25 protein-coding genes are annotated in these 24,037 nt (G+C 67.9%); 12 read left to right on the top strand and 13 right to left on the bottom strand.

What is annotated here, in order from left to right; all coding sequences use genetic code 11:
• Positions 1-413: 413 nt before the first annotated feature.
• Positions 414-1,145 (bottom strand): SDR family NAD(P)-dependent oxidoreductase, encoded by a 732-nt coding sequence (locus ABCR94_RS34630; RefSeq protein WP_347124962.1) that lies wholly within the window; start codon positions 1,143-1,145, stop codon positions 414-416.
• A gap of 95 nt (positions 1,146-1,240) precedes the next feature.
• Here ABCR94_RS34630 and ABCR94_RS34625 point away from each other — a divergent pair, with 95 nt between their 5' ends.
• Positions 1,241-2,089 (top strand): LysR family transcriptional regulator, encoded by an 849-nt coding sequence (locus ABCR94_RS34625; RefSeq protein WP_347124961.1) that lies wholly within the window; start codon positions 1,241-1,243, stop codon positions 2,087-2,089.
• 793 nt (positions 2,090-2,882) lie between these two features.
• A complete protein-coding gene (gene ltrA, locus ABCR94_RS34620; protein WP_347124351.1) occupies positions 2,883-4,643 on the top strand; it encodes a group II intron reverse transcriptase/maturase in 1,761 nt (586 codons plus the stop codon).
• 351 nt (positions 4,644-4,994) lie between these two features.
• Here ltrA and ABCR94_RS34615 read toward each other — a convergent pair whose 3' ends face one another.
• The 3 genes from ABCR94_RS34615 to ABCR94_RS34605 all read right to left on the bottom strand — a co-directional run bounded on the left by ABCR94_RS34615 (position 4,995) and on the right by ABCR94_RS34605 (position 8,988).
• Complete coding sequence (locus ABCR94_RS34615; protein WP_347124960.1) at positions 4,995-6,143, bottom strand: ISAs1 family transposase; 1,149 nt, start codon at positions 6,141-6,143, stop codon at positions 4,995-4,997.
• A gap of 120 nt (positions 6,144-6,263) precedes the next feature.
• Positions 6,264-8,597 (bottom strand): DUF6585 family protein, encoded by a 2,334-nt coding sequence (locus ABCR94_RS34610; protein WP_347124958.1) that lies wholly within the window; start codon positions 8,595-8,597, stop codon positions 6,264-6,266.
• Between the two features lie 193 nt (positions 8,598-8,790).
• Entirely contained in the window at positions 8,791-8,988 is a 198-nt protein-coding gene (locus ABCR94_RS34605) for a hypothetical protein (protein WP_347124956.1), read from the bottom strand.
• Here ABCR94_RS34605 and ABCR94_RS34600 point away from each other — a divergent pair.
• Positions 8,978-9,217 (top strand): hypothetical protein, encoded by a 240-nt coding sequence (locus tag ABCR94_RS34600; protein WP_347124954.1) that lies wholly within the window; start codon positions 8,978-8,980, stop codon positions 9,215-9,217. The genes ABCR94_RS34605 and ABCR94_RS34600 overlap by 11 nt on opposite strands.
• A 549-nt stretch (positions 9,218-9,766) precedes the next feature.
• Here the strand turns inward: ABCR94_RS34600 and ABCR94_RS34595 are convergent.
• From ABCR94_RS34595 to ABCR94_RS39315, 4 genes are all read right to left on the bottom strand, one after another.
• On the bottom strand, positions 9,767-10,825 hold the full coding sequence (locus ABCR94_RS34595) for a methyltransferase (protein WP_521978481.1): 1,059 nt from the start codon (positions 10,823-10,825) through the stop codon (positions 9,767-9,769).
• Between the two features lie 88 nt (positions 10,826-10,913).
• Positions 10,914-11,738, bottom strand: a complete 825-nt coding sequence (locus tag ABCR94_RS34590; RefSeq protein WP_347124952.1) for a helix-turn-helix domain-containing protein — start codon at positions 11,736-11,738, stop codon at positions 10,914-10,916.
• Between the two features lie 517 nt (positions 11,739-12,255).
• On the bottom strand, positions 12,256-12,552 hold the full coding sequence (locus ABCR94_RS39320) for an integrase core domain-containing protein (RefSeq protein WP_521978490.1): 297 nt from the start codon (positions 12,550-12,552) through the stop codon (positions 12,256-12,258).
• A gap of 29 nt (positions 12,553-12,581) precedes the next feature.
• Complete coding sequence (locus ABCR94_RS39315) at positions 12,582-12,971, bottom strand: hypothetical protein (RefSeq protein WP_521978479.1); 390 nt, start codon at positions 12,969-12,971, stop codon at positions 12,582-12,584.
• Positions 12,972-13,563: 592 nt separating this feature from the next.
• On the opposite strand from ABCR94_RS39315, the gene ABCR94_RS34580 reads away from it, so the two are divergent.
• Positions 13,564-13,824 carry a hypothetical protein gene (locus ABCR94_RS34580; protein WP_347124951.1) on the top strand — a complete coding sequence of 87 codons (261 nt, stop codon included), beginning with the start codon at positions 13,564-13,566 and terminating at the stop codon, positions 13,822-13,824.
• A 222-nt stretch (positions 13,825-14,046) separates the two neighbouring features.
• Here the strand turns inward: ABCR94_RS34580 and ABCR94_RS34575 are convergent, their stop codons facing one another.
• The gene (locus ABCR94_RS34575) at positions 14,047-14,460 is read right to left on the bottom strand and encodes a preprotein translocase subunit TatB (RefSeq protein WP_347124949.1); all 414 of its coding nucleotides are present in this window, start codon (positions 14,458-14,460) and stop codon (positions 14,047-14,049) included.
• Positions 14,461-15,096: 636 nt separating this feature from the next.
• Here ABCR94_RS34575 and ABCR94_RS34570 point away from each other — a divergent pair.
• Both ABCR94_RS34570 and ABCR94_RS34565 read left to right on the top strand, forming a co-directional pair.
• Positions 15,097-15,372, top strand: a complete 276-nt coding sequence (locus ABCR94_RS34570; RefSeq protein WP_347124947.1) for a chaplin — start codon at positions 15,097-15,099, stop codon at positions 15,370-15,372.
• 741 nt (positions 15,373-16,113) lie between these two features.
• The gene (locus tag ABCR94_RS34565) at positions 16,114-16,482 is read left to right on the top strand and encodes a hypothetical protein (RefSeq protein ID WP_347124946.1); all 369 of its coding nucleotides are present in this window, start codon (positions 16,114-16,116) and stop codon (positions 16,480-16,482) included.
• A 283-nt stretch (positions 16,483-16,765) separates the two neighbouring features.
• Here the strand turns inward: ABCR94_RS34565 and ABCR94_RS34560 are convergent, their stop codons facing one another.
• A complete protein-coding gene (locus ABCR94_RS34560) occupies positions 16,766-17,692 on the bottom strand; it encodes a hypothetical protein (protein ID WP_347124944.1) in 927 nt (308 codons plus the stop codon).
• A gap of 710 nt (positions 17,693-18,402) precedes the next feature.
• On the opposite strand from ABCR94_RS34560, the gene ABCR94_RS34555 reads away from it, so the two are divergent.
• On the top strand, positions 18,403-18,579 hold the full coding sequence (locus tag ABCR94_RS34555) for a hypothetical protein (protein ID WP_521978476.1): 177 nt from the start codon (positions 18,403-18,405) through the stop codon (positions 18,577-18,579).
• Positions 18,580-18,908: 329 nt separating this feature from the next.
• On the top strand, positions 18,909-19,241 hold the full coding sequence (locus ABCR94_RS34550; protein WP_347124941.1) for a hypothetical protein: 333 nt from the start codon (positions 18,909-18,911) through the stop codon (positions 19,239-19,241).
• A gap of 200 nt (positions 19,242-19,441) precedes the next feature.
• Here the strand turns inward: ABCR94_RS34550 and ABCR94_RS34545 are convergent, their stop codons facing one another.
• Positions 19,442-19,924 (bottom strand): Asp23/Gls24 family envelope stress response protein, encoded by a 483-nt coding sequence (locus ABCR94_RS34545; protein WP_347124940.1) that lies wholly within the window; start codon positions 19,922-19,924, stop codon positions 19,442-19,444.
• A 350-nt stretch (positions 19,925-20,274) separates the two neighbouring features.
• Between ABCR94_RS34545 and ABCR94_RS34540 the strand changes: the two genes are divergently transcribed.
• Together ABCR94_RS34540 and ABCR94_RS34535 are read left to right on the top strand one after the other, a co-directional pair.
• Positions 20,275-20,469, top strand: a complete 195-nt coding sequence (locus ABCR94_RS34540) for a DUF6381 family protein (RefSeq protein ID WP_347124938.1) — start codon at positions 20,275-20,277, stop codon at positions 20,467-20,469.
• An 11-nt stretch (positions 20,470-20,480) separates the two neighbouring features.
• Positions 20,481-20,621, top strand: a complete 141-nt coding sequence (locus tag ABCR94_RS34535) for a hypothetical protein (RefSeq protein WP_347124936.1) — start codon at positions 20,481-20,483, stop codon at positions 20,619-20,621.
• A gap of 559 nt (positions 20,622-21,180) precedes the next feature.
• Here the strand turns inward: ABCR94_RS34535 and ABCR94_RS34530 are convergent.
• Complete coding sequence (locus ABCR94_RS34530; RefSeq protein ID WP_347124934.1) at positions 21,181-21,753, bottom strand: VanZ family protein; 573 nt, start codon at positions 21,751-21,753, stop codon at positions 21,181-21,183.
• 470 nt (positions 21,754-22,223) lie between these two features.
• Positions 22,224-22,919, bottom strand: coding sequence for a hypothetical protein (locus ABCR94_RS34525; protein ID WP_347124932.1), 696 nt, complete (start codon positions 22,917-22,919; stop codon positions 22,224-22,226).
• An 80-nt stretch (positions 22,920-22,999) separates the two neighbouring features.
• On the opposite strand from ABCR94_RS34525, the gene ABCR94_RS34520 reads away from it, so the two are divergent.
• Positions 23,000-23,725 (top strand): NsdA family TPR-like regulatory protein, encoded by a 726-nt coding sequence (locus tag ABCR94_RS34520; protein WP_347124930.1) that lies wholly within the window; start codon positions 23,000-23,002, stop codon positions 23,723-23,725.
• Complete coding sequence (locus ABCR94_RS34515; RefSeq protein ID WP_347124929.1) at positions 23,613-24,005, top strand: NsdA family TPR-like regulatory protein; 393 nt, start codon at positions 23,613-23,615, stop codon at positions 24,003-24,005. Before ABCR94_RS34520 ends, ABCR94_RS34515 begins: the two co-directional genes overlap by 113 nt.
• Positions 24,006-24,037: the final 32 nt, after the last annotated feature.

Raw genomic sequence — 24,037 nt, 5'->3', positions numbered from 1 at the left:
AGACCGTGGCCTGTCGGTGTGCCCGTCGCCAGTGCTTCGACCGGCACACGGTGTTGCAGTACCGGCGGTTCGGCCCCGCGTCCCGGGGCAACAGACTGCGGCACTCCGCGCAGTAGCGGGGCGGCTTCCTGGTCACCCTCCCAGCGTGGCGCCGCCCGGGGTCGACGGGAAGGGCGCACTCACGAGGTGCACCCCATCCATTCGACGGATGTGCCGGGACGCGCTAGTTGGAACCGTATGGGTGTGGTGACCTGGCGGTTCGAGCCTCGCGGGACACGCTGGTTGGAACCAAATGGCCAGGCTTCTTGGAACCTGCGGTGAATTGCCATTCATGCGGGAACCAGTGTCGATGGACCTGTTCGAGACGCGCGGGTGAAGCCGCCTCATCCGGCGGCTGATGACTGCCGTGCACATCACCAGGGCACTACGCCGGTGTCGTCGAAGAACTGGCCGGTGGGGCCGTCGTCGGGCAGGGTCGCGAGTTTGATGGCGATCGCCGCGCCCTGTTCGGGGGTGCGCACGCCGCGGAAGCCGTTGAGGTCGGTCGCGACGTAGCCGGGGCAGCCGGCGTTGATCAGGATGTTCGTGCCGTTCAGCTCCCGGGCGTACTGGAGGGTGACAGCGTTCAGGAACGTTTTCGACGGCGCGTACGCCACAGCCACCGGACCCGTCGTCTGCTCAGCAGCGGTTCCTGACTGCCGGGTGAGGGAGCCGACACTGCTGGACATGTTCACGATCCGCGGTGAGGCGGAGCGGTGCAGCAGCGGCATCATCGCGTTGGTGACGCGGATGACGCCGATCACGTTGGTCTCCACGACCGTCCGGATGGTGGCGGGATCGACCCGGGTGGGCTCCTGCGGCATGCCGCCGGTGATGCCGGCGTTGTTGACGAGCACGTCGAGGCGCCCGGCCTGTGCCTCGATCAGCCGTGCGGCGGCGGTCGCGCTCGCGTCGTCGGTCACGTCCAGTGGTACGCCGAACGCGTCGACGCCAGCTGCCCGCAGTCTCTCCACTGCGGCCTTACGGCGCTGATCGTCGCGGGCGCCGACGCCGACGCTCCAGCCGAGGGCGCCCAGGCCCGCGGCGATCTCGTAGCCGATTCCCTTGTTCGCGCCGGTGACCAGCGCAATCGTTCGTTCAGTCATAGGGACCATGCTGCCCTCGGGCCCCGGCGGGGGTCCAACACCGATTGGGTGGGCAGCGATACCTTCAGAGTATGGATCTGAAGTAGCGTGGCCGTATGGAGACCCGGGAACTGCGATACTTCGTCGCTGTCGCTGAAGAGCTGCACTTCGGGCGTGCCGCGCAGCGGCTCGGGATCGCGCAGCCGCCTTTGTCACGGGCGATTCAGCAGCTCGAACGCCGGCTCGGGGCAGTGTTGTTTGATCGGACCAGCCGCACTGTCACGCTGACCGAGGCCGGCTCGGTGCTGTTGGTCGAGGGCCGGGTGGCTCTCGAGGCGGTCGACGCTGCGGAGCGACGGACCCGCCGTGCCGCCCTTTCCGTGACCGGCCGTCCCGGCCTGGTCCTGGTCACGAAGGCCAGCGCGTCCAGCGAACTGCTGGCGAAGCTGCTCGGCGCGTACGCTGCCGAACCCGGCGCGGTCCCCGTCGAGGTCATCCTGTGCGGCCCGGCCGAGCAGGCACGACTCCTGCGCGAGGGCCGGGCCGATGTCGCGCTGCTGCACCGGCCGTTCGACTCGACGGCCGGGTTCCACACCGAAGAGCTCAGCGCGGAGGGCCAGGTTGCGGTCCTGCCGGCCGGGCATCCGCTCACCGTCCGGGCCCATGTGCACATGGCCGACATCACCGGGCTGCCGGGCCTGCCCCTGCCACGCTGGCCCGATCCCGACGGCACCTACCCGCCCGGCCCCGGCCCGCAGGTCCGTGACCACGCACAGTTGTTGCAGCTCGTCGCGCTCGGCCGTGCTTGCGCGGTCTCACCGGAGTCGTGCCGAGCTCAACTGCACGGTGACCTCGCCGCCGTGCCCGTGCTGGACGCGCCGACAGTCACCACCGTGATCGCCTGGCCATCGCACAGCCGGTCCAGAGCCGTCGCCGACCTTGTCCGGACTGCGACATATCTCTAGCCAGTAGTTCCCACATGCCTGGCCAGGTTCCACCTGTCGTGTCCCGGCTCAACGGACCACAAAGGCGAGCAACACTCAAGCGGCCAAGCCAAACGCTCACTGGCCAAATGAAGCGCTCAGTGTGCGACACGAGGTCGCACCAGGTAAGTAAGGACAGTCGTATGAAGGGAAGTTGAGGAGGCTGGACTTCGGGCCAGTGTCCAGGGCCCGTCCCCGCGCTCCCATGCGTCGCTGGTAACGGCGGGGTGTGAAGCGGAGCGTTCAAGCCCGAGAGCGTCCCGGCCATCGGGGTGCAACAGGTGAGGGGAAGGCTGGACGGGCGAACGAAAGTGAACCCTCGATGATGCCTCGTGATTTTAAGACCGCGTCGATGGCGTGTTGGCGGCGGTCACAGGACCCGGTGCTGGAAGGCACCAAGCGACCTCCGGGTAACTGAGCTCGGAGGGAGGACACCGCTGGTTCCGGGGTAGAGGGGGCGCCCACCCCAGCCGCGTCTTACTGGTGCGGAACGTGGAAACCCCGACGGGGTCCAAGCCACCCGGCTTGGTAGGCCAACCGTAAGGAAGGCTGAACTCCCCGGTGGGAGAAGGAAGATCCAAGAAGCGAAGGCCGGCGGGCCGAAAGGCCAGAGGAAACCGGGAGATCGGGACCTTCACCCGCTCTCGTATAACTCGCCGGATACGGGCCCTGGTGGCCCGGCCCGAAAGGGCGCCCACGTGGATCAGGTGAGCCTTTGAAGTCACCACTGCAAGGAAGCCGGAACCGAGGGACAAGTTAGACACCGGAGGCGAACATGAAGATCACGACACCTGTCGTGACGTTCTCGCCTGCGGTGAACGGACCCGAGGACGATTTACTCGACTGGCACGGCATCGACTGGGCCACCTGCGAGGAGAACGTACGGCGGCTGAGGCAGAGGATCTTCAAGGCGACGCAGGACGGGGACCTGAAGAAGGTCCGCAACTTGCAGAAGCTCATGCTGCGAAGCCGCAGCAACACGTTGATCAGCGTGAAGCGGGTGACGCAGCAGAGCAGTGGTCGCATGACCGCTGGCATCGACGGGGAACGGGCCCTCACGCCGAAGGCGAGAGGCACCTTGGCTGCCGAGATCCATCGGTCGTCGAAGCCCTGGAAGGCCAGGCCGGTCAAGCGAGTGTTCATCCCGAAGAGCAACGGGAAACAGCGACCGCTCGGCATCCCGGTCATCCGTGACCGGGTCCTCCAGGCCCGCGTGAAGAACGCGCTGGAACCCGAGTGGGAAGCGCGGTTCGAGCCGAGGTCTTACGGCTTCCGGCCCGGCCGCAGCTGCCAGGACGCGATATCCGCGATCTTCTGGACGGTGAAGGGCAAGAACCCGAAGCGTCTGTGGGTCCTGGACGCGGACCTGTCGGCGGCGTTCGACCGCATCGACCACACCCACCTCATGACCATGCTCGGCCAGTTCCCCGCCAGGGATCTGATCGTGGGATGGCTGAAGGCGGGCGTGATCGACCGCGGCCGGTTTGCACCGACCGAGGAGGGGACTCCTCAAGGCGGTGTGATCAGCCCGCTGTTGCTGAACGTTGCTCTGCACGGACTGGAACAGGCCGCAGGGTGCCAATACACGGTGCGGGCCGGGCGTGAGCCCGGCGCGATGCCGGGCACTCCGGTGCTGGTGAGGTATGCCGATGACTTCGTCGTGCTCTGTCACGACGAAGAACAGGTGCACCAGGTCAGGGCCCGGCTGGAGGACTGGCTGGAGCCGAGGGGGCTTCGCTTCAACGAGGAGAAGACCCAGGTCGTCCACCTCGATAAGGGATTCGACTTCCTCGGTTTCACCGTCCGCCGCACGGGCGGAAAGCTGATCATCAAGCCGAGCACAGCAGCCTGCGCGAGGCTCCGGGCGCGACTACGAACCGAGGTGAAGACCCTGCACGGGTCCAATGCCGAGGCCGTGTTGCGCAGGCTGATCCCGATCGTTCGCGGTTGGGCGGCCTACTACCGGGCGGTGGCATCCACGACGACGTTCTCGTCGCTGGATCACTACATGTGGCGGCTGACCTTCAAATGGGCCAGACGGCGTCACCGCAACAAGTCGAGTCACTGGGTCGTGGACCGGTACTTCGGCAGGTTCCACCCGTCCCGGCGAGACCGGTGGGTGTTCGGCGACCGCAACAGCGGCGCCTTCCTCATCAAGTTCGCCTGGACCGGCATCGTCCGCCACCAGCTCGTCAAGGGCGGAGCGTCCCCGGACGACCCCGCTCTGACCGAGTACTGGCGGAACCGCCGCCGCAGGAAAGCGCCACCGCCGATGGACAAGACGAGTCTTCTCCTGGCGGTCCGGCAGCAGGGGCTCTGTCCTCTCTGCAAGCAGGCGCTGATCGCCGGAGCCGAGTACGAACCGGACAGTCCACGCGAGTGGATCAACTGGTTCGCGGCCTCGAAGAAGATGCTCCACAAGCATCACTTCACCTACCGGCGAGACGGCGGCACGGACGAGCGGACCAACCTTCGCCTCGTGCACTCCGAATGCCACCGCCAGCATCACGCTGGCGACAGCGAAAGGACCACATAACCCTGCTGACCTGCGAAACCCATGGGGCTTGCTTGAGCCGGATGCGGTGAAAGTCGCACGTCCGGTTCTGAGGGGGCCGGGTCACGGCAACGTGATCCGGCTACCCGACCACATTGAGCCGAAGCTCAGTAGTTGTCACCGGCAGAGCCGGATGAGCTGGCGCATGAGACCGGTCGAAGCAGGCTGGTTGTCACCAATGAGGCAGCCGGTTTGTCACAGATGCTCATTCGGCAGCCTTTCTGTCACCAATAGCGAAGATCGAAAGTGCCTGAGAGAACCGTGGGTCAGGAGCTGGTGGTGCCCGGGTACCAGGGCTGTTTCAAAGTCCTTTGAGCTTGGTGTAGTTGCTGGTCATGGCGTGATTCCGAGGGCGTCGAGGGGGCGAGTGAAGGGCTCGTAGGACATGTCGCGCAGTCCGGCGGCGATGTTGGAGTGGCCGGCCTGGCGGAGGGTGTTGATGGCGAGGCTGCGCAGGGTGGCCATGTTCTCCGGGCCATGCCCGGTGTGGATCTTGGAGGCGTCTTCAGCGAAGGTGGTGTCGCGGACGTAGTGGAGCCGGTTTTCAATCACCCAGTGGGACCGGATGAGCCTCGCGATTCTCTCCGGTGACGCTTCCTTGCTGGTCAGATCGGTGATGACGTAGACACTCTCGCGGGTCTGCTTCCTGGTCCGGATGTTGGTGCGGTGCCGGGTGATCTTCGCGACCTGGGCGGCGTGCGGGAAGTCGAGGTCGTCGACGGTCAGGGCCTGGACCACACGTGTTTCCTTGCGGCCGTGTCCCTGGGTGCGGTCGTAGAACTTCGCGGTGGCCTGCTGCCAGGGCAGGGCGCGAAGGCGCTCGTAGAGGGTGGGCTGGTTCCTTTTCACGGTGAACGCGTAGTGGGCCTTCCTGGTCTCGACCAGGAACGTCGCGTGGTCGCGCTGGGTGTGCAGGGCATCGGCCGTCACCACCACGCCGCTCAGGTCGAACGGCGCCAACAGGGCGCCAAAGCAAGTGATTTCGTTCGTCTTGTCGGGGACGCGCAACTGCGTGACGGTGCGGCCGTCACCGGTCATGGCCGCGAGCAGGTGCGCGGCCGACGTGGCGTTGCGGCGGGAGCCGCGGGCGCTCTTGCCGTCCGCGGCCACCGACTCCGCCCCGGCCGGATCGCAACCCGTCAGGTCGGCCAGACCGCCAGGGCAGACAGCGGCGATGATGCGCCGGATCGTCGCCGCGCTCGGCGCGAGCCGCACGTTCAGCGAAGTCAGCAGGCGTGCGCCGAGCCGGGCCAGGGCATCCTGTGGAGCATTCCGCGCCCACTGGCCGATCGCCGCGTATGAGCGAGCCCCCGCCACCACAGCAGATGCGGCGATCAGCAACACGCTCACGAACGAGTGGCGTCGGCCTCGGCGATGTCGCGGATCCGGCAGCCTGACCAGCCGGTCCGCCAGGTTCAGCCCCGATACCGCCTTCGGCGGCACGGACTTCACGAGGCAGACGGTGGCAGACTGACGACACATCGAAGCTCCGGTTCTGGGCGACGACTTGGCAAGGTCATCGCTCCACAACGGGAGCTTCGTTGCGTTCGTAGCGGGCCACCCGAGCATCGTCACCCCGCCGTGACCAGCACACGCACTTGATCAACAGACTTTGAAACAGCCCTGGCCCGGGTACCGGTTCGGCGCCTGTAGTCGTTTGGCGATCTCATGGAAGACGAAGAAGTCCGGGATTCCGCCCACCGGCGTGCTGATCAGCAGCCCCTTTTCGTCCCTGACGTGGAACCCGACGCTTCCGTTCACCAGCGTGACCCGCTCGATCCGGCTCCAGGGCACGGCCCTGCCGCGCGCCTCCACGGCTTCCCGGCTCAGCTTGATCCCGGCGAATTCCAGGGTCTCGCCCCGACGGATCGCGGCGAGCTCCCCGGGCAACTTCGCTTCGGTCACAGCCTGCTGGACGGCGGGGCCCCATTCCTTCGCGTGGGTGACGGCGTCCGAGGGCAGTAGTTCCGAGCCGTCGGTACGGGTCAGCGGATAATCGTGCGTCGTCCTGATGTACCTGCCTTCGACGTAGTGGGCGACGTTCGACTGGTACACGGTGATGGTGTCCCAGCCGTGGGCGGCGGCCTTCCCCGCCTTGTTGACGATGATCAGCCCGTGCTCGAACATGTGAAGCTGCGCGTACCGCGAGGTGTACCGCGCGGCCTGCCGCTGCAGGGATACGAACCACCACCCGAACGCCAACGCTCCAGGCACGCTGATGATGGTCAGGAGCGTGCCCCCGGGGCCGATCCCGAGCACGGCCAGGAGCAAACAGAAGATGGTGAAGAAGGCCAGACCCACCCGGTCGCCGAGCCTGGACCCGGCCGCGCCATAGCCTCCCCGGTGGTTGCCGAGCTTCTCCCGTTCGGCCGTCGCGCGGACCTCTTGCGACACGGGCACCGTGCCAGGACTCCAGAGTCGGCCGCGGGGCGCGCTCTCGTGCGGTTCGACGGCGAGCGCGAGGACCCGCGCGCCCGGCGGCACGGAACTACCCCGGACCATTCGCCATTCCTGCCCGGAAGCCACGTCCTTCGCGGTGGCGTGGGCGATTCCGTTGTGGTCGGCCTCGCAGGTCACTTTGATCTGCGGCACCCGGCCCCCGGCGGTCCGCAGACCGGCCAACTCGATGACGCCCAGTTGTTTGTTCTCCGCGGCCACGGGATTCATGCCCTGCCAGAGCCGGATGACGGGGGGCCGGCCGTCGGCGGGTATCTTGCCGGTCAGCGTGAACATCTCGTCGCGCCGCGTCCCGAGCTGGTGGGACCGCCGGACCATCGGCGTCATGACACCTCGCTGCGTCTCGACGCCGAGGTCCAGGGCGACGGCGTCGGCCAGGAGGATGTCCCTCCTGACCCCCTTGAGCAGGCCCGCCTGGAGCACCGCACCGGCCGCGGCGAGTCCGTCGGCGTCCGCGCTGCGGGTCGGTTCCTTGCCTCCGGTCAGCTCACGCAGCAGGTCCACGAAGGCGGGCATCCGCGTCGCGCCACCGATGAGGACGACCTGGTCGATGTCGCCGAGGGCCAGGCCGGAGTCCTTGAGCAACCCGCGGAGCAGCACCTCGCACCGCTTCAGGGGGCCACGCATCAACTGCCCTAACCGGTCCCGGGTCAGACGTTCGTGCAGGTGCACCGGGCCTTCGGCCGTAACGGCGGCGTAGGCCAGCTCGACCGTGCTCTCCGAGGCCGAGGAGAGGTCGATCCTCGCCTGCTCGGCAGCCTCGCGCAGCCGCGCCGCCGCCGTTTCGTCGCGGGTGAGGTCGATGCCGTGCAGGCTGTTGAACCGTGCCGCCAACTCGTCGGCCACGGCTCGGTCCCAGTCGTCCCCGCCCAGGTTGTCGTCGCCGCAGACGGCCTTGACCACGGCACCGATGACTCCGCCCGCCCCGTCGATCTCCAGCAGGGACGCGTCGAAGGAACCGGCTCCACACCGGACCACCAGCACCGTCTGGTCGCGCCCGCCGTTGCCCACGGCATGGCCCAGGCCCGCGAGGGACGACTCGCTGACCACACGCAGGACGTTGAACCCGGCGAGCCGGCCGGCCTCCCGGGTCTCCTCCCGCTGTGCCTCGCCGAAGGACGCCGGGACGGTGATTACCGCATCGGTGAGCTCTTCGCCCACGGACGCCTCGGCGTCCCGCTTGAGCTTCCGCAGCAGGAGGACCGTGATCCGCTGCGCCGTATACGACTCCCCGTCGATACGGATCGCCCAGTCGGTGCCCGTGCGCCGTCGGACCGCGCGCACGGTTCGACCCGCATTGGTGACCGTCTGGCGCCGGGCTGCCTCACCGACGAGCACCTCGCCCTCCGCTGTGAACGCGACGACGGACGGAGTGGCCCGGGAGCCTTCGACGTTGGTGACGACGCGGGGCCTGCCCTCCTCCAGTACAGCAACAACGGAGTTGGCCGTTCCCAGGTCTATGCCCACCACACGAGCCATCGCAGTCCCCCGCCATCCGCCATCCGCCATCGGTAGCTCGGACAGCTTAGGGATCACGGGGCACAGGGGGAGGTCGAACCCGGGATTTGTGGGACACCACGCCGAGGATCTGGTGACAACAAGCCTGCCTTTGTGACATCTATCGTGCTTTGGCTCACACATGATTCCGGGGACCCGCCCTATTCGCGCCTACTCAGATGTTGAAATCCATTCGGTCGATGTCTGTGAAGTTGATTTCCGTGAAGGCGTTGTTTCCTCCGCCTTCTTGGATGTACTCGGTCTGGAGGTATTCGCGGATGATGCGCATTGCCTCTTGTTCGTCTCCGTCTTCGAGTGCCTGCCAGAGTGGAGTGGCGTAGGCGGGCGGGAGGGTTTCAGCGATGTTCCGCATTCGCCCGTCGGGTGTCTTCCTGCCGGATTTCGAGTTGGTGTATCAGATCTTCGCGCGGGCCGACATCCGTACCGGGGAGTTCTTGACTTCCTGGATGACCTTCTTCTGGAGCCGGGGCTTCGCGCTTGCGCGGACCTCGTTCTCCAGCTTCTGCGCGATGTGCTTGGGCGGGTTCTTCCGCTTGCCGCTGAGGGGTGAAGGCGCAAGGCGTCTACACCCTGGCCCGTGAGGTGGAGGCCGAGGAGTTGAGCTGCGGAGGCCACGTTCGCCGATGTCGTAGCGGCGTTGGCGTGCTGCGTGGACTTCGCGGCCGCAGTAGCGGAGTCACCTGCATGCTCCGCCGCTTCGTCAGCGGACTTGGCGGCGTTGTTGGCGTGCGTCGCAGCCGACCTGGCAGCGTCACGCGCCTCCCCCGCGGCGATGGCCGCTTTACGGGAGAGTGCCTCGGCGGCTGCGGCGACCCCAACCCCTCGACGACGAACCGCACGAAAGCGTGGACCAGCACCACCGCGCCCACCACAAGCGCCGCACCGCCGAACACCCGTACCACCAAAGCCCAGTTACAGGCGTGCCAGCCCGTCAGCCACCACGGCACCAGCCCGGCAACCGTCCCGGGCGCAAGCGCCATGAACGCCGAACTCCCCGCAGCCGCAGCACCTTTACGCATATCGCCAGCATGGGCGCGACACGGCAAGGTGTACGCCTCCACGTCGATACCGGGGAGGCTCCCCCGCCGCCCTATTACCCGGCCCGCGTTCCCGCGGAACACACTCCACGGTCAGCCGGCAACGGCTTCGATGAGGGAGAACGGTGCGGCCTCCGCGAGCGGGGTCACCGAGGCGAGGGACACACCCGCGCGGTGGCACACTTCCTCGAAATCCCTGCGGGTGCGCTCTCGGCCGCCCATGTTCACCAGCATGTTGAGGTCGCTCAGATAGGTGACTTCACCGGCGGCGGCGTGGGCTTCGGCGTGTACGTCGACGACTTCGGGAAGCACGGGCTCCACGATCAGGATCCGACCGCCGGGCGGCAGCGCCTCGCGGCAGTGGCTCAGGATCGTGACCGCCTGTTCGTCCGACCAGTCGTGCAGGACGCTCTTCATCAGGTAGAGGTCCGAGCCCTCGGGGACCGAACGGAAGAAGTCCCCGGCAATTGGAGAGCAGCGGTCCGTGAGGCCGTGCTGCTGGAGCGTCTTCGGCGCCTCGGCCAGACCCTCCGCCGTGTCGTAGACGACACCTGCGAGACTCGGATGCGCGTCGAGCACACCTGCCAGGAGGGTTCCGTCTCCGCCTCCGACGTCCGTGACCGAGGTGAACCGGCCGAAGTCGAAGGCGTACGGCAGTGCGGCGGCGGTTCCTGCGCTGGCTTGGCTCATCGCCACGTTGAACGCCGCGGAAAGTTCGGGGTGTTGGGCCAGGTGGCTGAAGAAGTCCGTGCCGAAGACCGCATCGAATGCGACGTCGCCGGTGCGGATGCTGCCGTCCAGGTGCTCCCAGGCGCGTATCGCCACCGGGTCGGTGAACACCCGCACAAAGGACGTGAGCGAGCCGGGGCGGCGGGGGTCGAGGAGCGAGCCCGCGGGAGTTACCGAGAAGAGGCCGGGGGTGTGTTCCCTCAGGAGGCCGAGGCTGGACAGGGCACGCAGCAGCCGGTTCATGGGCGGGGACTCGGCTCCGGCATCGGCGGCGACTTCATCGGCTCGACGCGGTGTGTCGCCGATCAGCTCGATCACCCTCAACCGCACTGCCGCACGTAGGGTTTGCGCGGCCATGCTGCCGAAGGCGAGCCGGACGATCAGACCGCGGGCGTCTGCTGCTTGGGCATCGGTGGTCGTCACAGGTGTCTTCCTTCTGTCGCGTGATGGGCAGGTACGAACCGGCGTGGGTGACCGCGCGAGTGGCCGGTCGCCTCGGTGTTCCCACGCGCTAACCGGACGTCGTCCGGGAGGCCAGGGCACCTGGCGTGCACCCGGCGAAGGCCAGCACGTCACGATGGAGGTGGGGTTGGTCGACGTATCCGCTCGCCAGGGCGACGTCGGCGACGTTCTCACCCGCGAGGAGTGCCCGGGCGGCATGGTCGAAGCGGACCAGCATGGCGGCGCGCTTGGGGGTGAGGCCGATCTGCGTGCTGAACCTGGACCACAGCCGCTTGCGGCTCCATCCGCAGGATGCGGCGAGTTCACCGACCCGTACCCGGCCACGACGGGCCACGATGTGGTCCCAGGCGGCCGCGACCTCAGGTGCAACGGACGGCGCCCGCGCAGCCCGCCCGAGGAGGAACTCGTCCATCAGCCTGAGGCGTTCCTGCCACGTCGTGGCCTCGGTCAGTTGCTCGCGCAGGCGCCACTCGTGCCGCCCCCACAGGGCTTCGAGGCTGATGACGGACCGATCCAGCTCCCGTGGGGAGACGCCCAACAGGGCAAAGGCGGCCGGGGGCGACAAGCGCATTTCGACGCACTCGACGCGCTCGCCACGGATCCGTGCCGGACCAGGCGACAACGCGGCAACGAAGCTCCGAAGCCGCTGCTGCCCGGTCGCGCCCTCAACCGTGAACGGGTCGTCCCCGAGCCCAATGACGACGACCACAGCAGGCTGAGGAAGCGGCCGCTTGTCCAGCCCGACCGCGATACGGTCGCGGAACCCTGCCATCCGGACGCCGCCGAGGGACAGGCCGCCGAGGGGGCGGGCGACCTCCCAGCCGTGATCGGCGTCGAGATCCAAGGGGGCGAACCCCGCTTCGTAGCTGCGCATGCCTCAACAGTCGCCGACTTCCGCGGCCCTGTCTTGGATAAAAGTTCCGTCGGTACGCACCGACGGAGGGTGCGTTTCTTCTGGAGGGACCGCGCAGTCGAGCAGCACGGATGTGGCCAGTTCTTCGAGGTCGGCATGGTCACTCTCGGCGGTCTGTCGCAGCTCCGAGACCCTGAACAGGGGTTTTTCGTCCCTCAAGAAGAAACGCACCCGGCAGCGTTTCAGTGCGGGAAGTGGTGTTGCAGTCGGCGGCGCCGGGCTCGGTGGAAGCTCTGCGGCCCTGGGACCGGCGCTGACAGACTCGGGTGCGTCGTGATCACCGAACGCCGACGGAGGATGCGTTGAGCCAGCAGGAACAGCCCTGCCAGCCACCGGAGAAGAGCCACAGGTGATCGTCGGCGAGCGCGAGGGCGTCGGCGGTGAGGGGGCCGTCCGCGTACCGAGCGCGGTGAGGGCGTCGCGGTCGGTGCTGGCCGGGAGGCCGGAAGGTTTCAAGTCCAGTGAGACGGTCGTGACGCTATGAGGTTTGTGGTGCGGGTTCGCGGCGCTTGGCCGGGTCGTTGATCCAGGCCGTTTGGGGTATTGCGGGTGGTCGGGGGCGGCGGCCGAAGCGTTCGGGGTGGCGGGTGTATGCCTCGGCGAGGGTGATGGCCCGCTGGTCGCGGACCTCGTCGGCGGTCCCGAAGTGGACGCTGGCGGGTGTGTGCCAGCCGATGCCCGAGTGCCGGTGTTCGTGGTTGCAGTACGCGATGAAGGCGTCGAACCATTCGCGGGCGTGGGCCAGTGAATCGAACCGTTCGGGGTAGTCGGCAATGCCGCGTAGTTAAGCCGTTCCGGCTCCCGTCAAACCGCACCGGCGGATGGATTCGCACAGACCCAGTCCGGTGCCAGTTCGTAGGTGTTGCGCGCTACTTTGTGCAGGATGCCCTCCTTGGTCCAGTCGCGGAGTTGCGTCCACAAGCTTCTGATGTTCGAACAGGAAATGCCCTCGGCGATCTCGCGGGACTGCCAGATCCGGTACGGATCGGTGCGCAGGAGCCGCAGCAGGAGCGCACGGCGGCCGGGAGCACGCGGAGCAGGTGGCGCAGTCAGCGACCCCAGCCCGGCACACCCCCGCGAGCGCACCCCCGACCTGGCGGCGGCAGCGGCGGATTCGGCTGGCACATGATCCGCCGCCTCACCCACCACCTCACCATCACCCCCGGCCCCGGCGGCAAAACCATCCACGCCCAACTCCCCCGCTGACAGCAACCGGACCCGCGTCGCGCTACCGCAGGACGGCCCAGTCGAAGGACAGCACGGCGAGGAAGAAGCTACGGGACCGTGTTCCGCCGTCAGCCCATACCGAAAGCCGCCACTGCAACACAGAAGTGCAACGTAGGCGCAACACGCGCCCCGCTCCCCCTTGATCCGATGTTTTAGCTGGTCAGGGTCGAATGCCCACCGGCGTTTCACTGACCGCGTTGCAGCGCCAGGGACCGGTGTCACGCCCACCGGGGCCACGCTCAGCGGAAGCTGCGGCTACGAACTCACCGGCGAAGTCGCCGCCGGTGCGAAGGGGATCGTCATGCACTTCTCCCAGGCCGCCCAAGCCCCGGTGCAGCGTCAGGCCCTGCCCGTGGCAACGGCCGCGCGGGACTCCTGAGTCATCAAGGCCACTGAGCCGCGCTGGACAGGGGCCGGGCCCGGCTCGCCCCACACCTTGTGCAGCACGGCACACATCCGCTCATTCATCGCGTCGTGGAGGACGGCTTGGTGCTCCTGGCCCACCTTCCGGGTTGCTCGGTGGTCGTTACCGGCGGGCGGTGGGCTCGTTGGAGCCGTCGTGGATGCTGCGGACGACGGAGCGCCGGTGGTCTTCGCCCGGCTGGCAGGTGCCTACTGGCTGGACCGGGAGAGCGATGACTGCCCGTGGTGCCGCGCGCTCCTGGCGGCGGGAGACCAGGAGGCGGCCGTGCCGGCGGGTAATGCTGTCCGCGCGGCCCGCGATGCCGTATCGGCATTCTCCCAGCGGGCCAGGGCAGTGATGCTGCCGGTCGCGGTGACCACCGTGGTGTCCGCGCTGCTCGCAGTCGTGCTCGCCTGAAGCGATGGCGGTCTTCCCCTGTGGGCGCGCGGGTAGGTCAATTGCCCCCTCTCGTTCGTGTTCAGGCCCGCACGGCCGTGCGGGCCTGAACAACACCAGGACCCTTTCGCTGACGTCCGCTGTTCCCGTTGTTCCACCGGTCGGCACGGAGTGGCTCGCCCTGGTTGCTTCGTCCGGGCAGGGGCCGTCTGCGGGAGCGGGGAGGGCCTGCGGTGGGAGTGGTCAGACGCAGATGCTGCCGGCGCAGATGTTGAGGTTGACGGGCAGGACGGTGATGCCGAACTTCTGGAGGTAGGTGGTGATGGTGGTGTTCTCCAGGTTCAGCAGCTGGACGGTGACCGGGAGGTTGACGCTGTTGTCCGCGACGTTCGCCAGGGCGACCTGAAGGTCGTTGAGCTGGGTGCCGTTGAGGATGTTGAGGTCGCCGACGTTGACGGTGGTGCCGTTGAGGACATTGTTGACGGTGATCAGGCCGGAGCAGTTGACGGTGTGGTCGGGGCCGCCGCCCTGGTTGGAACACGTGTAGTTGTGCGGGCTGGTGGCGGTCTGCTGCTGTGCTCCGGCCGGGGCGGCGACTCCTGCTGCGAGTACTGCGGCGAGACCGGTAGCGGCGGCGAGTCGCGCAAGCTTGGACATCGTCTTCTCCTCTGGTTGTCCGCACAGCGAAAATCCGGGGCGGGGAGCCCGCCGGATTTCGGCCTTGGGTTTCGCTCCGCAATTCTTGGCCAGACGCTTCTGCTTCCCAAGGTGCTATTCAGCTGGATAGCATTCTCGCCGACTGGGCAAGTGCCGACGTCACGTTTTTACTGGTCATGCCATACAAGAAGTTTTGGTGGCCCTCGATCCGCGATGCCCGATTTTCAGCCGCAGTCAGCGGCACTGCCCTTTCACGGGGTGGGGAATCGGCAGGTGAGGCCCCGCGGCTGGCAGGCAAAGGATGGACCGAAGTAGGCCATGCTTGACAGGTGAAGCACGTCCTGAATAAGGCACCTGTATGGGGAAATTTTATGTTGCCTGCGACAACTGTCCAATGAAAAACAGTAGAAGGCTTCACATATGAGAGCCTGGCCGGCGGTGTTTGAGCAGGGAAGTACGTGCGTGCCCAGCTCCGAGGCATGGGGCGCCGGGGGCCGGGGGCCGGGAGCGGAATCCGGTCGGAGCCCCGCGGCGCGACGACTTCGGCTTTGATCCGTTACTGCTTGCTTGTTCCCGCGTTGAAGCACTGTGTAGGCCGCGTCCTGCGACCGACCTTTCATCTTGTAAGGAGAACTGATGTTGCGTATCGCGAAGGCAGCCGCCGTCATCGCCGGCACTGGTGCCCTCATGACCGGCGGAGCCGGTATGGCTACCGCTGACGCCGGAGCGCAGGGTGTCGCCACACACTCACCCGGTGTCCTTTCGGGCAACCTCGTCCAGGTGCCCATCCACATCCCGGTCAACATCTGTGGCAACACCGTCAACGTGGTCGGCCTGCTCAACCCCGCGTTCGGCAACACCTGCATCAACGGCTCGAGCCACGGCAAGCACCACGGTGGCTACGGCAGCTGATCCCTGCGGACACCACTGCGGCCTCCCCCTCTCACGCCCGGGGGAGGCCGCAGTGGTGTCCGGTCCGCCAGACACTTCGCCGCCGTCGCCGCGTCCGAGGACTCCAGCCTGGTGCTCCGCGCAGCCTTCGCTGTCGGCCTGGCCGCCGACGAAGTGCGTGCCGTTCAGCCAGAGCGGGTGTGGGACGCTCGCGACGTCGCGCACGTCCCAGTTCCTTGCTACCAGCCGCGCGTCGTACCAGCTCAGCGAGTGGGAGCAGCAGCGGGTGGAGCGACTTTCACGCGGGAAACAGTGACCACCCGCCCCCGGCAACGAGGACCAGGAGCAGGAGTACCAGCGGATCCGTACGCGGCGCGACGGCCGGAAGCGGGGACGGCTGGAGAACGTCGGGCTGCTGCTGTGGCGGACATGAGCGGGTTCCCTCCGGTGGATGGCTACCGGGCCCTCCGGTAGCCGGGATGCGGAGTGCTGAGCGCGAGGGTTAGCCGCGCAACCCCTGGTGCTCCGGCGGGCGTTCTTTGAGTGCGTTGTGAGCCGGGGTCTCGTTCGGCCTGCTTGGGGGTGCGGGTGGTGTGGGGGCGTGGTCGGCTCTGGTGGGAAGCCGTGCCGTGGCTTGCCACGTGACGGGCAGTGCTCTCGTGTCGCCTGTCGCGTGGCTGCGGGCCCGTTCGTCGGTCGGGGCTCCGGTTCTGGTTCTGCCCTGTGTGGGCTCGTCCCCTTTAGGTGTCAGGAGTTCGATCTATGAGGCTTCTTCGTACAACCGCCGTGTCCCTGGCCGCTTCGGCCGTGATGGTCGTCGGTGGGCTGTCGATGGCGCCGTCGGCCGCCGCCGCCGATCCCGTTCCCCCCAGCGCCGCCGCCTGTGTGGGCCTGCTCAAGGACGCGGCCACCGCGGCCGCGGCCCTCGCGGCCGCCAACGTCACTGCGGCGGCCAGCATGGCCGCCGCCCTGGTCATCGCCGCCAACCCGGCCGCCGCCCAGGCCACGGCAGCGGAAGCCCTCAAGGCCCAGAAGACGGCCAACGACGCGGCCGCCGCCGCCCTCAAAACCGCAGCCGCCGCAGCCGGCTGCAAGCTGCCGGCTCCTGTCCCGCCGCTCCCCACACCCTGACGCCCCCCAGGAGCACGACACCGCGCATCACACGACGCTCCGTATGAGATCGGCCCCGCCCCGTGCGCTCGGACGCGCTGCGGGGTAGCTCCCGGCACCCATACGTTCCCGCAGCCGGCAACGGTTTGCTTTGCCGCGGATGCCAGCCCGGGCACACCCCCGCCATGAGAGCCGGTGAACCGGCTCTCATGGCGGGAAGCAGGGCGCCGTCGTCACGCCCCTGAGTGTGAGTGCACCATGTGTCCTTGCGGCGCGATGGGGTGGGGCGCCTGGTGGGGCAAGGTCACGGTGTTCCGTTGGCGCCGTTCGCGCAGGGGCTGCCGGCACCGAAGGTCCCGCCGATGCCGCCGGTCCCGCCTTGGAAGAGCAGGCCCCCGGTGGCGTTGCCGCCGGCGCCGCCGATACCGCAGGTGCCATCAGCGCTCGCACCCGACTTCACACCGCCGTTGCCGCCGATGCCTCCGTTGCCGCCCGAGTTGGCCATACCTCCGGAGCTCACACCACCGGCCCCGCCGATGCCCGCGGCACCACCCGGGTAAGCGCCGCCCGAGCTGCCGTTGCCGCCGTTTCCGGCATTACCGCCCTTGCCGCCGTTACCGGAGGCGTTGATGCCGCCGGCGCCGCCGTTGCCGCCTGTGCCACCGCCGTGGCCGATGCCGCCTTTGCCAGCGTTGCCGCCCGCGCCGCCGGTGGATCCACCGACGCCACCCAGGCCCCCCTTGCCGCCGGCTCCGGCGCTGGCACCGGAGTTACCGCCGGGGCCACCGGTGCCGCCCGCAGCGACCTGGGTGCCCGCACCACCAGCACCGCCCGCACCGCCCGCACCGTTAAGGCCGCCGGTGGCACCGGTGCCACCGTTGCCACCCGCCGCACCGCTGGGGCCGCCATTGCCGCCGACAGCACCCGCTCCACCGGAGCCGCCGCCGAGGCCGGCCCCGCCGTTGCCGCCCGCACCTCCGGCCCCGCCCAGCACACCGTTACCGCCGGGACCGCCCGCACCGCCGGCGCAGTTCCCGGTCCCGGTCGCGGCGCCGCCCGCGGTGCCGGGGAACCCGGCGGGGTGGGCAGCGGTGCCGTTGGCGCCCGCGACGCCCGCGGTGCCCGCGGTGCAGGCCAGGGCCGAGGCCCCGGCAGGAGCACCGAGGAAAAGCGCAGCCCCGGCGAAGAGGGTCGGGAGGGCGAGGAGAGCGGCGGTCTGTTTCCTGTTCATGACGGGGGTTTCCTCTGTCTCAGGTGAAGCGAGGGTCGATCCGAAGCGCGAAATCCGGTGGACACGGCACCTAAAAGGAATAATTTCGCTCGAACACTTTTCCGTGCCGCATGCACGGCAGTTCGCCAAGGCAGTCCGCGAAACTCCGCACAGTTACATGGGACACGCATGTCCCGATATTTGTAATGGTACGAGGAGTGCGATCTTCATCAATATTTGCCCGGTGGGGTGGCACTGCATCTGCGGGAGGAGAACTCCCTCGAATAAAATGTTTCCCTTAGGGTCGTTGGTTTGACCGCCAAGCACCGATGAGAAGTCGCCATTTCTCAAATTTCTGGATCCATAGGCGATGAGCTCCGGGTTCTGCCAGGTCGCGGAGGCCGGAAGGCACTTCTGACCACCCGGCGTCCGGGGCCCGTTGGGCGCGCCGGCGCAGCGCCGGGGCAGGTAGGGCTGGGTGGCGACGGCACATTGCGTCGATTGTGCGTCTTTCCTTGTTTGAACCGAGAAGGCAGAATCCAAGGATTTTCGACATTTGCGGCCCCCCGTCGTCGACGGGAAGTTGCAGACCTACGCAATCCCGCCGGAAAATACCGACGGCGAGGGCCGTTGCCGGGCGACCCGCTGAAACCGCGATCGGAGACCTTGCTGGTGTCATGGGCGGTGCTCCGATCGTTGTGCGCCGGCCGTCTGCGTCGGGCGGCCGGCCAGTGAGTATGCGCTGCGACGGCGGCGACAAGGTCCTGGGTCTGGGTCTGGCCCATTCCGATCATGACCTGGTGGTGTTCCTCGAAACTGCCGGTGTGTCTGATCCGGACGCGGTGATGGATGATCCCCGGCGGGTGGAGTGGCGCGGCGGCTGTCCGCATGAGTGGGACGCGGCGTAGCGCACCGTAGCGGCCTGGGTGTGCGGGCCCTGGTGTGCGGGCCCTGGTGTGCGGGGCCCGCACGCTGGGCAAGAACGGTGCTTGTGGTGCCGCGTAGCTCTTACGGTGGAATCCGGTCGGCTTTCGGCCTGAGCCCGCCCGGCCCGGCGCACGTTGTTATAAGAGAAGCAACGGGCGATTGAAGGGAGTTCATCGTGTCGGAGGAAGCCTTACCACCAAGTTGTGCGACCTGGGCGGCGAAAGACACGGTCGACGCCCGGACGCGGGCCCTGTGGGCCAAGGGAAACGACTCAACCCGTTGGGCGCGGTGCGGTGACACCTGGGACGTCATGGTCATCGCACCGATCGGCCTGGGCCTGGACGCCCTGGACAAGATGGGCGCCGACGTACACCTGGGATACCCGGTCCTGGCCGACCACATCAGCGACCGGCTCTACGTCATGGTGCCCGCCGGCACAGGCCACACCGCCCAGGGACGGAGCATGCGGGTGCTCTCCCGAAACCAGCAACTGCTCCTGCCCTGCACCCCGCACGGCACCGCCGCCGCGCACTGGATCAGCGCCCCACGCGACAACACCCCACCCCTGCTCCAGGCAGACACAGTCGCCCTCGCGCTGCGCCAGCTCGGCCAACGGCAGGTGGCTGAACCGTTCCGGGTGTGAACGAGGCTCGAAGTGGGGCTACTGCTGCGGACGAGTCCGGGTGGGCGAGCGGCGTCGTGGTGTCCTACGGGACGGTCCACCAGTGGACGCGCAGGTTCGGCCCGGGCTACCCGGCGAAGCCCAGCGCCATCCCGGCGATCAAGCCGCCCAAGGCCCTGCTATTCCCGCGTTCCTTCGCGTCACAGTTCGCAGGCGCACCGCTACGCAACCCGCCGCTCTGGTTCTTCGTCTTCCTCGTCAGGCAGCTTCACATCACCGACCGCGATGTTGACTTCGATGACCTCCAGGCCGGTCATCCGCTCGATGGCAGTGATCACGTTCTCGCGTATGTCGCCCGCCACCTCGATGATGGAGACGCCGTACTCGACGACGATCTCCAGACCGACCACCGTCTGGACCTCACCGACCTCGACCTTCACCCCGCTGGTAACGGACTTGCCGCCCACGCCGGGAACGCGTTCGCGCATGGCCCCCATGCCGCGGGCGAACCCGCCGCCCATCGCATGGACCCCGGGCACATCCCGGGCCGCCATTCCGGCGATCTTCGCCACCACACCATCGGCGATCGTCGTACGGCCACGCGAACCCGGATCGCTTCCGTGTCCCGCGCCGAGGGATTTCGCGCCGCGCCCGCCCACGGACAGGGTGGTCTCGGTCTGACTGGTCTGTCCGGTATCGGTCATCGCCGGTCATCCCTTCCGAGGAGACAGCAGGGAGCGTGCCGCGCCCTGTCTCCACACTAAACGCGACGGCCTGATACCGCTGCGGGGAAACAGCACGCGAGCGATCCGGTGCGCTCGGCGAGTGCCTGAGGGGTCAGATGACGGCGGCGCACGGTCTGCTGCAGCAAGTGCGGAAGGTCAGCCATCCCATTCTCCTCCCCGGCCCACGCACACTCAGACGTCCTCGAACAGCTCCGTCCGCTCCGGCACTGAAGCTGCCGGAATAGGGGTGGGTGAGCGTTCAAGATGCGCGAGCGCCCTGGCACTGATTCGCTGGCCGGGTCCTCTCCCCCACACTTCCAGGAGTGATCATGAGTGCTGCAGGCGAATCCGGCGGGCGTGCCCAGCAGATGCGTGCCAAGGCGCAGGAACTGAACGACGCGGCGGAGCGTGCCACCGACCCGCAGGAGCGCAAGCGGCTGACGGACAAGGCCCGCCGTCTGCAGGAGGAGAGCAAGCAGCAGGAGGGCGGCATGGGCGGCCAGGGCATGGACCCCATGTATTAACCCCGGCAAGTATGCAAGCTGGTCGCCTCCCGCACCTCGACAGGGCCCAGGAGGCCACCAGCCACGCGCAGGGACCTCGAAACCCCTCCCTCGCCGTACGCCGCTACGCCCTCACCGGCGACCGCCGCGCCCTGGAAGGCACCCGGCTCTGACGACCGGCACCGCCCACCGGGTGAATACGGCGTCGCGTGCGTGACCCGACCGGCGCCGGCTCGGTTACCCGGTGGCGTGCATGCAATCCGCCCCACGGATGCGCGCCCCGTGGGGCCCTGACCCGCCCGGCCAGGGCCCCACCCCTCCGGTACGCCGCTCCGGTACACCACGCCCAACGGGTGGCGTGGGCACGACCGGCAGAGCTCCGGTGCGCCAGCGGCGGAGGAAAAACCGAAGATGCCGTTCCCCTTGCGCCACGCCTCCGCTTCCGCCTGCGCCTGCGCCTCCTCAGCCGCCCCTTCCTCAGCCTCCCGGCGCTCGCGCTCCTTGGCGGAACTGCACACGGCGCAGTCGCTGCCCAGCGATACGGACTACCAGCCGTCCGCTGTACAGACCCGGAACTGGGCGTGCCAATGCCCGGAGCTCGGCAACAGGGTCCGCCTCCGAGCTTCTGGAGGTCATCAGCATGCCCGTTTAGGCCAGGTTCAGGCTTCCGGTGGTCAACTCCATGGCGCTCCCGGCGAGGGGCGGCGGAACAGGGGGCGCGGCGAGGCGCACCTATGCCGGGTCTGGGTCTGTGACAGTCACCTGGCGTTTGGTGAACCGGTGCCACCAGTGGCGGCGCCTGGGATGCACTGCGCGGCCCAGCCGGAGGCCGATCAGCAGGTAACCGATGAGGGCACCCGTGGTGTTGAGCAGAACATCATCGATGTCGAAGGCGCGCCCGGTGATGAGGGCGCCTTGGACGAGTTCGACGAGGATCATCACGAGAGCGGTGGCCGCCGCTACGCGGACCAGTCCTCGCGTTCGGGGTACCAGTACCGGCAGCAGCACACCGAACGGTATCCCCATCACGATATTGCCGCCGAGCTGCTTGACGGTGTCAGGGGCCATGGGCTGCGCGAGATAAGCACGGATCGAGTCCCCAGGGCGCAGGTTACTGTGCGTCAACGGCACGGATGCTGCCGAGGATTGCAGAGTCAGCCGGGCCAGAACCACCGCAAAGACGACCGTCCCCGCGAAGGCCAGCATCATCGCCAGCACCCGGCCGAGCGTCGACAGGGGAGGTTTTCCGGGAACCGGCTCCCCAGGATTCTTCGCGGTCTTTTCACGCAGGACTATCCGCGCCATCACGAGCTCCCAGCCAGGGTTGGTTTGCTTGGACGTTCCGATACCCGCGTTGTGGAGCGGCGCGTTTCGCGGCGGTTCACGCAGGGACCGTACGTGTCCGTATAGGTCGGCTCGCCCAGGAGACGGTGGGCGAGCATGCGGCGCAACAGCGCGTCGTCGGGCACCTCAGCTACCGTGGCGGACATTTGACCACCGGCGGATAAGTCTGGATTGTGTCATGGCCAGGTTCGCTGGTGCGACGCCCGGGTGGTTTTGGTCTTTGCTGTTGGCGACCCCAGCCGGCGGCCCAGCGGGACGGGATCACGACCGGCTCGTGCACGCGTGAGGATGGCGCAAAGTCGCTGCCGCCTTCGACCACAGATCCGTCACCGCAGTTCAGAGAGCGACAAGCAGAACCTGACGGGCTGGACTTGCGCTCGGCGGCACCGGGCCCGCGCAGATGAACATAGTTCCTGCCGTCCCTGGGGCAGCTATTTGATCTTCGCGGCGATGGTCTGGACGAACTCAGGGAGCACATTGTCCCGCCAGACCCAAGGTGCTGGGGCCGGCATGCCCTCGAAAGTCACGGTGGTCTGCCCGCCAACGCTGAACAGCAGCGGGCCTTTGCGACAGTGCCAACTGCCTTCGCGGAGCCCGGCAATGACACAGTGATCCGCGCCCTTCGCACCCTGGTTGGTATTGGTTGCCGGCTCGACGCGATCGGCGTAGCTGACAATCAACTTGGGGTCGGCCACGGCCTCGATGCGGAACCAGAAATGGGTAGCGCTGTAGGTCTCGCCCGGAAGGCGCATGCTGTAGAGGCACTGGCCGGACGCGGACCTGTCACTCCCTTTATACGCAGAGTCCGCAGCGAAGTCCTTGATCGACAGGGCGTAAACCGGGCGGCTCTCCTGTTCGATGTCCTTGACGCCAGGGAAGATCGCCTTGATCTCCTCCTCGTCCACGAACCAGCACGCGTCCGGCCACTGATCCGCGTCCAGGATTGCCCCGCCCTTAAGCACAGGAAGGCTGAGAGGCGCACCTCGGGGGGCGGCCTTGCCTATCGCAACATCATCCTCGGACGACACGCTTGTCACGTTTGTGCTGACCAGGAGCATCAGCAGGACGACACTTGAGATCACCAGGATGCCCACCAGGGTCAGCAACGTGGCTCTGTTCTTCAGCATGGCGGCCGATTCTCCCCGCGGAACGAGCTGATTGTCGACCGCTTCACGCGCCGTGGTGGTAAAGCCTTTGCAACCTGACGGTGGGCGGACCCTGCCGGTACCGCGCCGTCGCCCAGTGGTCCGGTGCCGCCCCCGCGGGCGCCGCTTCCACCGGTGGCCGGCGCATCGACGACAGCACCCCCGACCGGTTCGAGCGCCGCCTGGACGAACTGCGTCACCTTGACGATGAGCTGGGCTCCGGGGAGGTCTACGACGCCGCCCGCACCGAACTACGCCTGATCCTCAGCGCGCTCAAGGACGCCTCCTACAGCGAGCGCGTCGGGCGCCGTCTGTTCGGGGCCGCGGCCGAGGCATCGAGGTCGGCGGGCTGGACGGCGTACGACAGCGGACAGATCGCCGCAGCCGAACGCCACTACGTCACCGCCATGCGGGCCGCCGCGAGCGCGGACGACCCGGTCGTCGGCGCCAACACGCTCGCGTTCTGGGCCATCCAGCAGTACTCCACCGGCAACCCGCGCGGCGCGATCGACCTCGTCGAAGCAGCACTCACCCAGGCGCCACGGATCGGCTCAGCGCGCATGACCGCCATGCTCCACGCCCGTGCCTGCCGGGCCCACGCCCGCGCCGGTGACACCCGTGCCGCCGACCGGTCCGCCAACGCCGCCATGGATACCTACGGACACGCGGGGCCCGATGGAAGCGGATCCGGCCTGCGTCTACTGGTTCAACCTCGGCGAAACCCACCAGCTCCTGGGCAGCTCCGCCCTCAACCTCGGCAACCCCCGCCAGGCCCTCAAGCACTTTAGGAACGCCTCCACCGCCCACCACAGCGAGGGCGAGGCGTACGACGGCGACGCCTTCCCGCGCGGACACGCCATCTACCTCGCACGCCTCGCCGAAGCCCATCTCGCCCTGGGCGACATCGACGCCGCCGTCGACACCGCCCACACCGCCGTCGCCCGCATGGGCGGCGTCACCTCCGCACGCGGCACCAGCACCCTCAACGACCTCCGGCAAAAACTCGGACGCCGCCGCGGCGTACCCGTCGTCGCCGACTTCCTCAACTACACCGCCGACACAGCGTGAGCATCACAAGCGGCCGGTCGTCCCGCGCGGTC

Source organism: Streptomyces changchenzhani (assembly GCF_039766235.1).
GTDB lineage: Bacteria > Actinomycetota > Actinomycetes > Streptomycetales > Streptomycetaceae > Streptomyces.
This window is presented reverse-complemented; position numbering and strand designations above follow the sequence as displayed.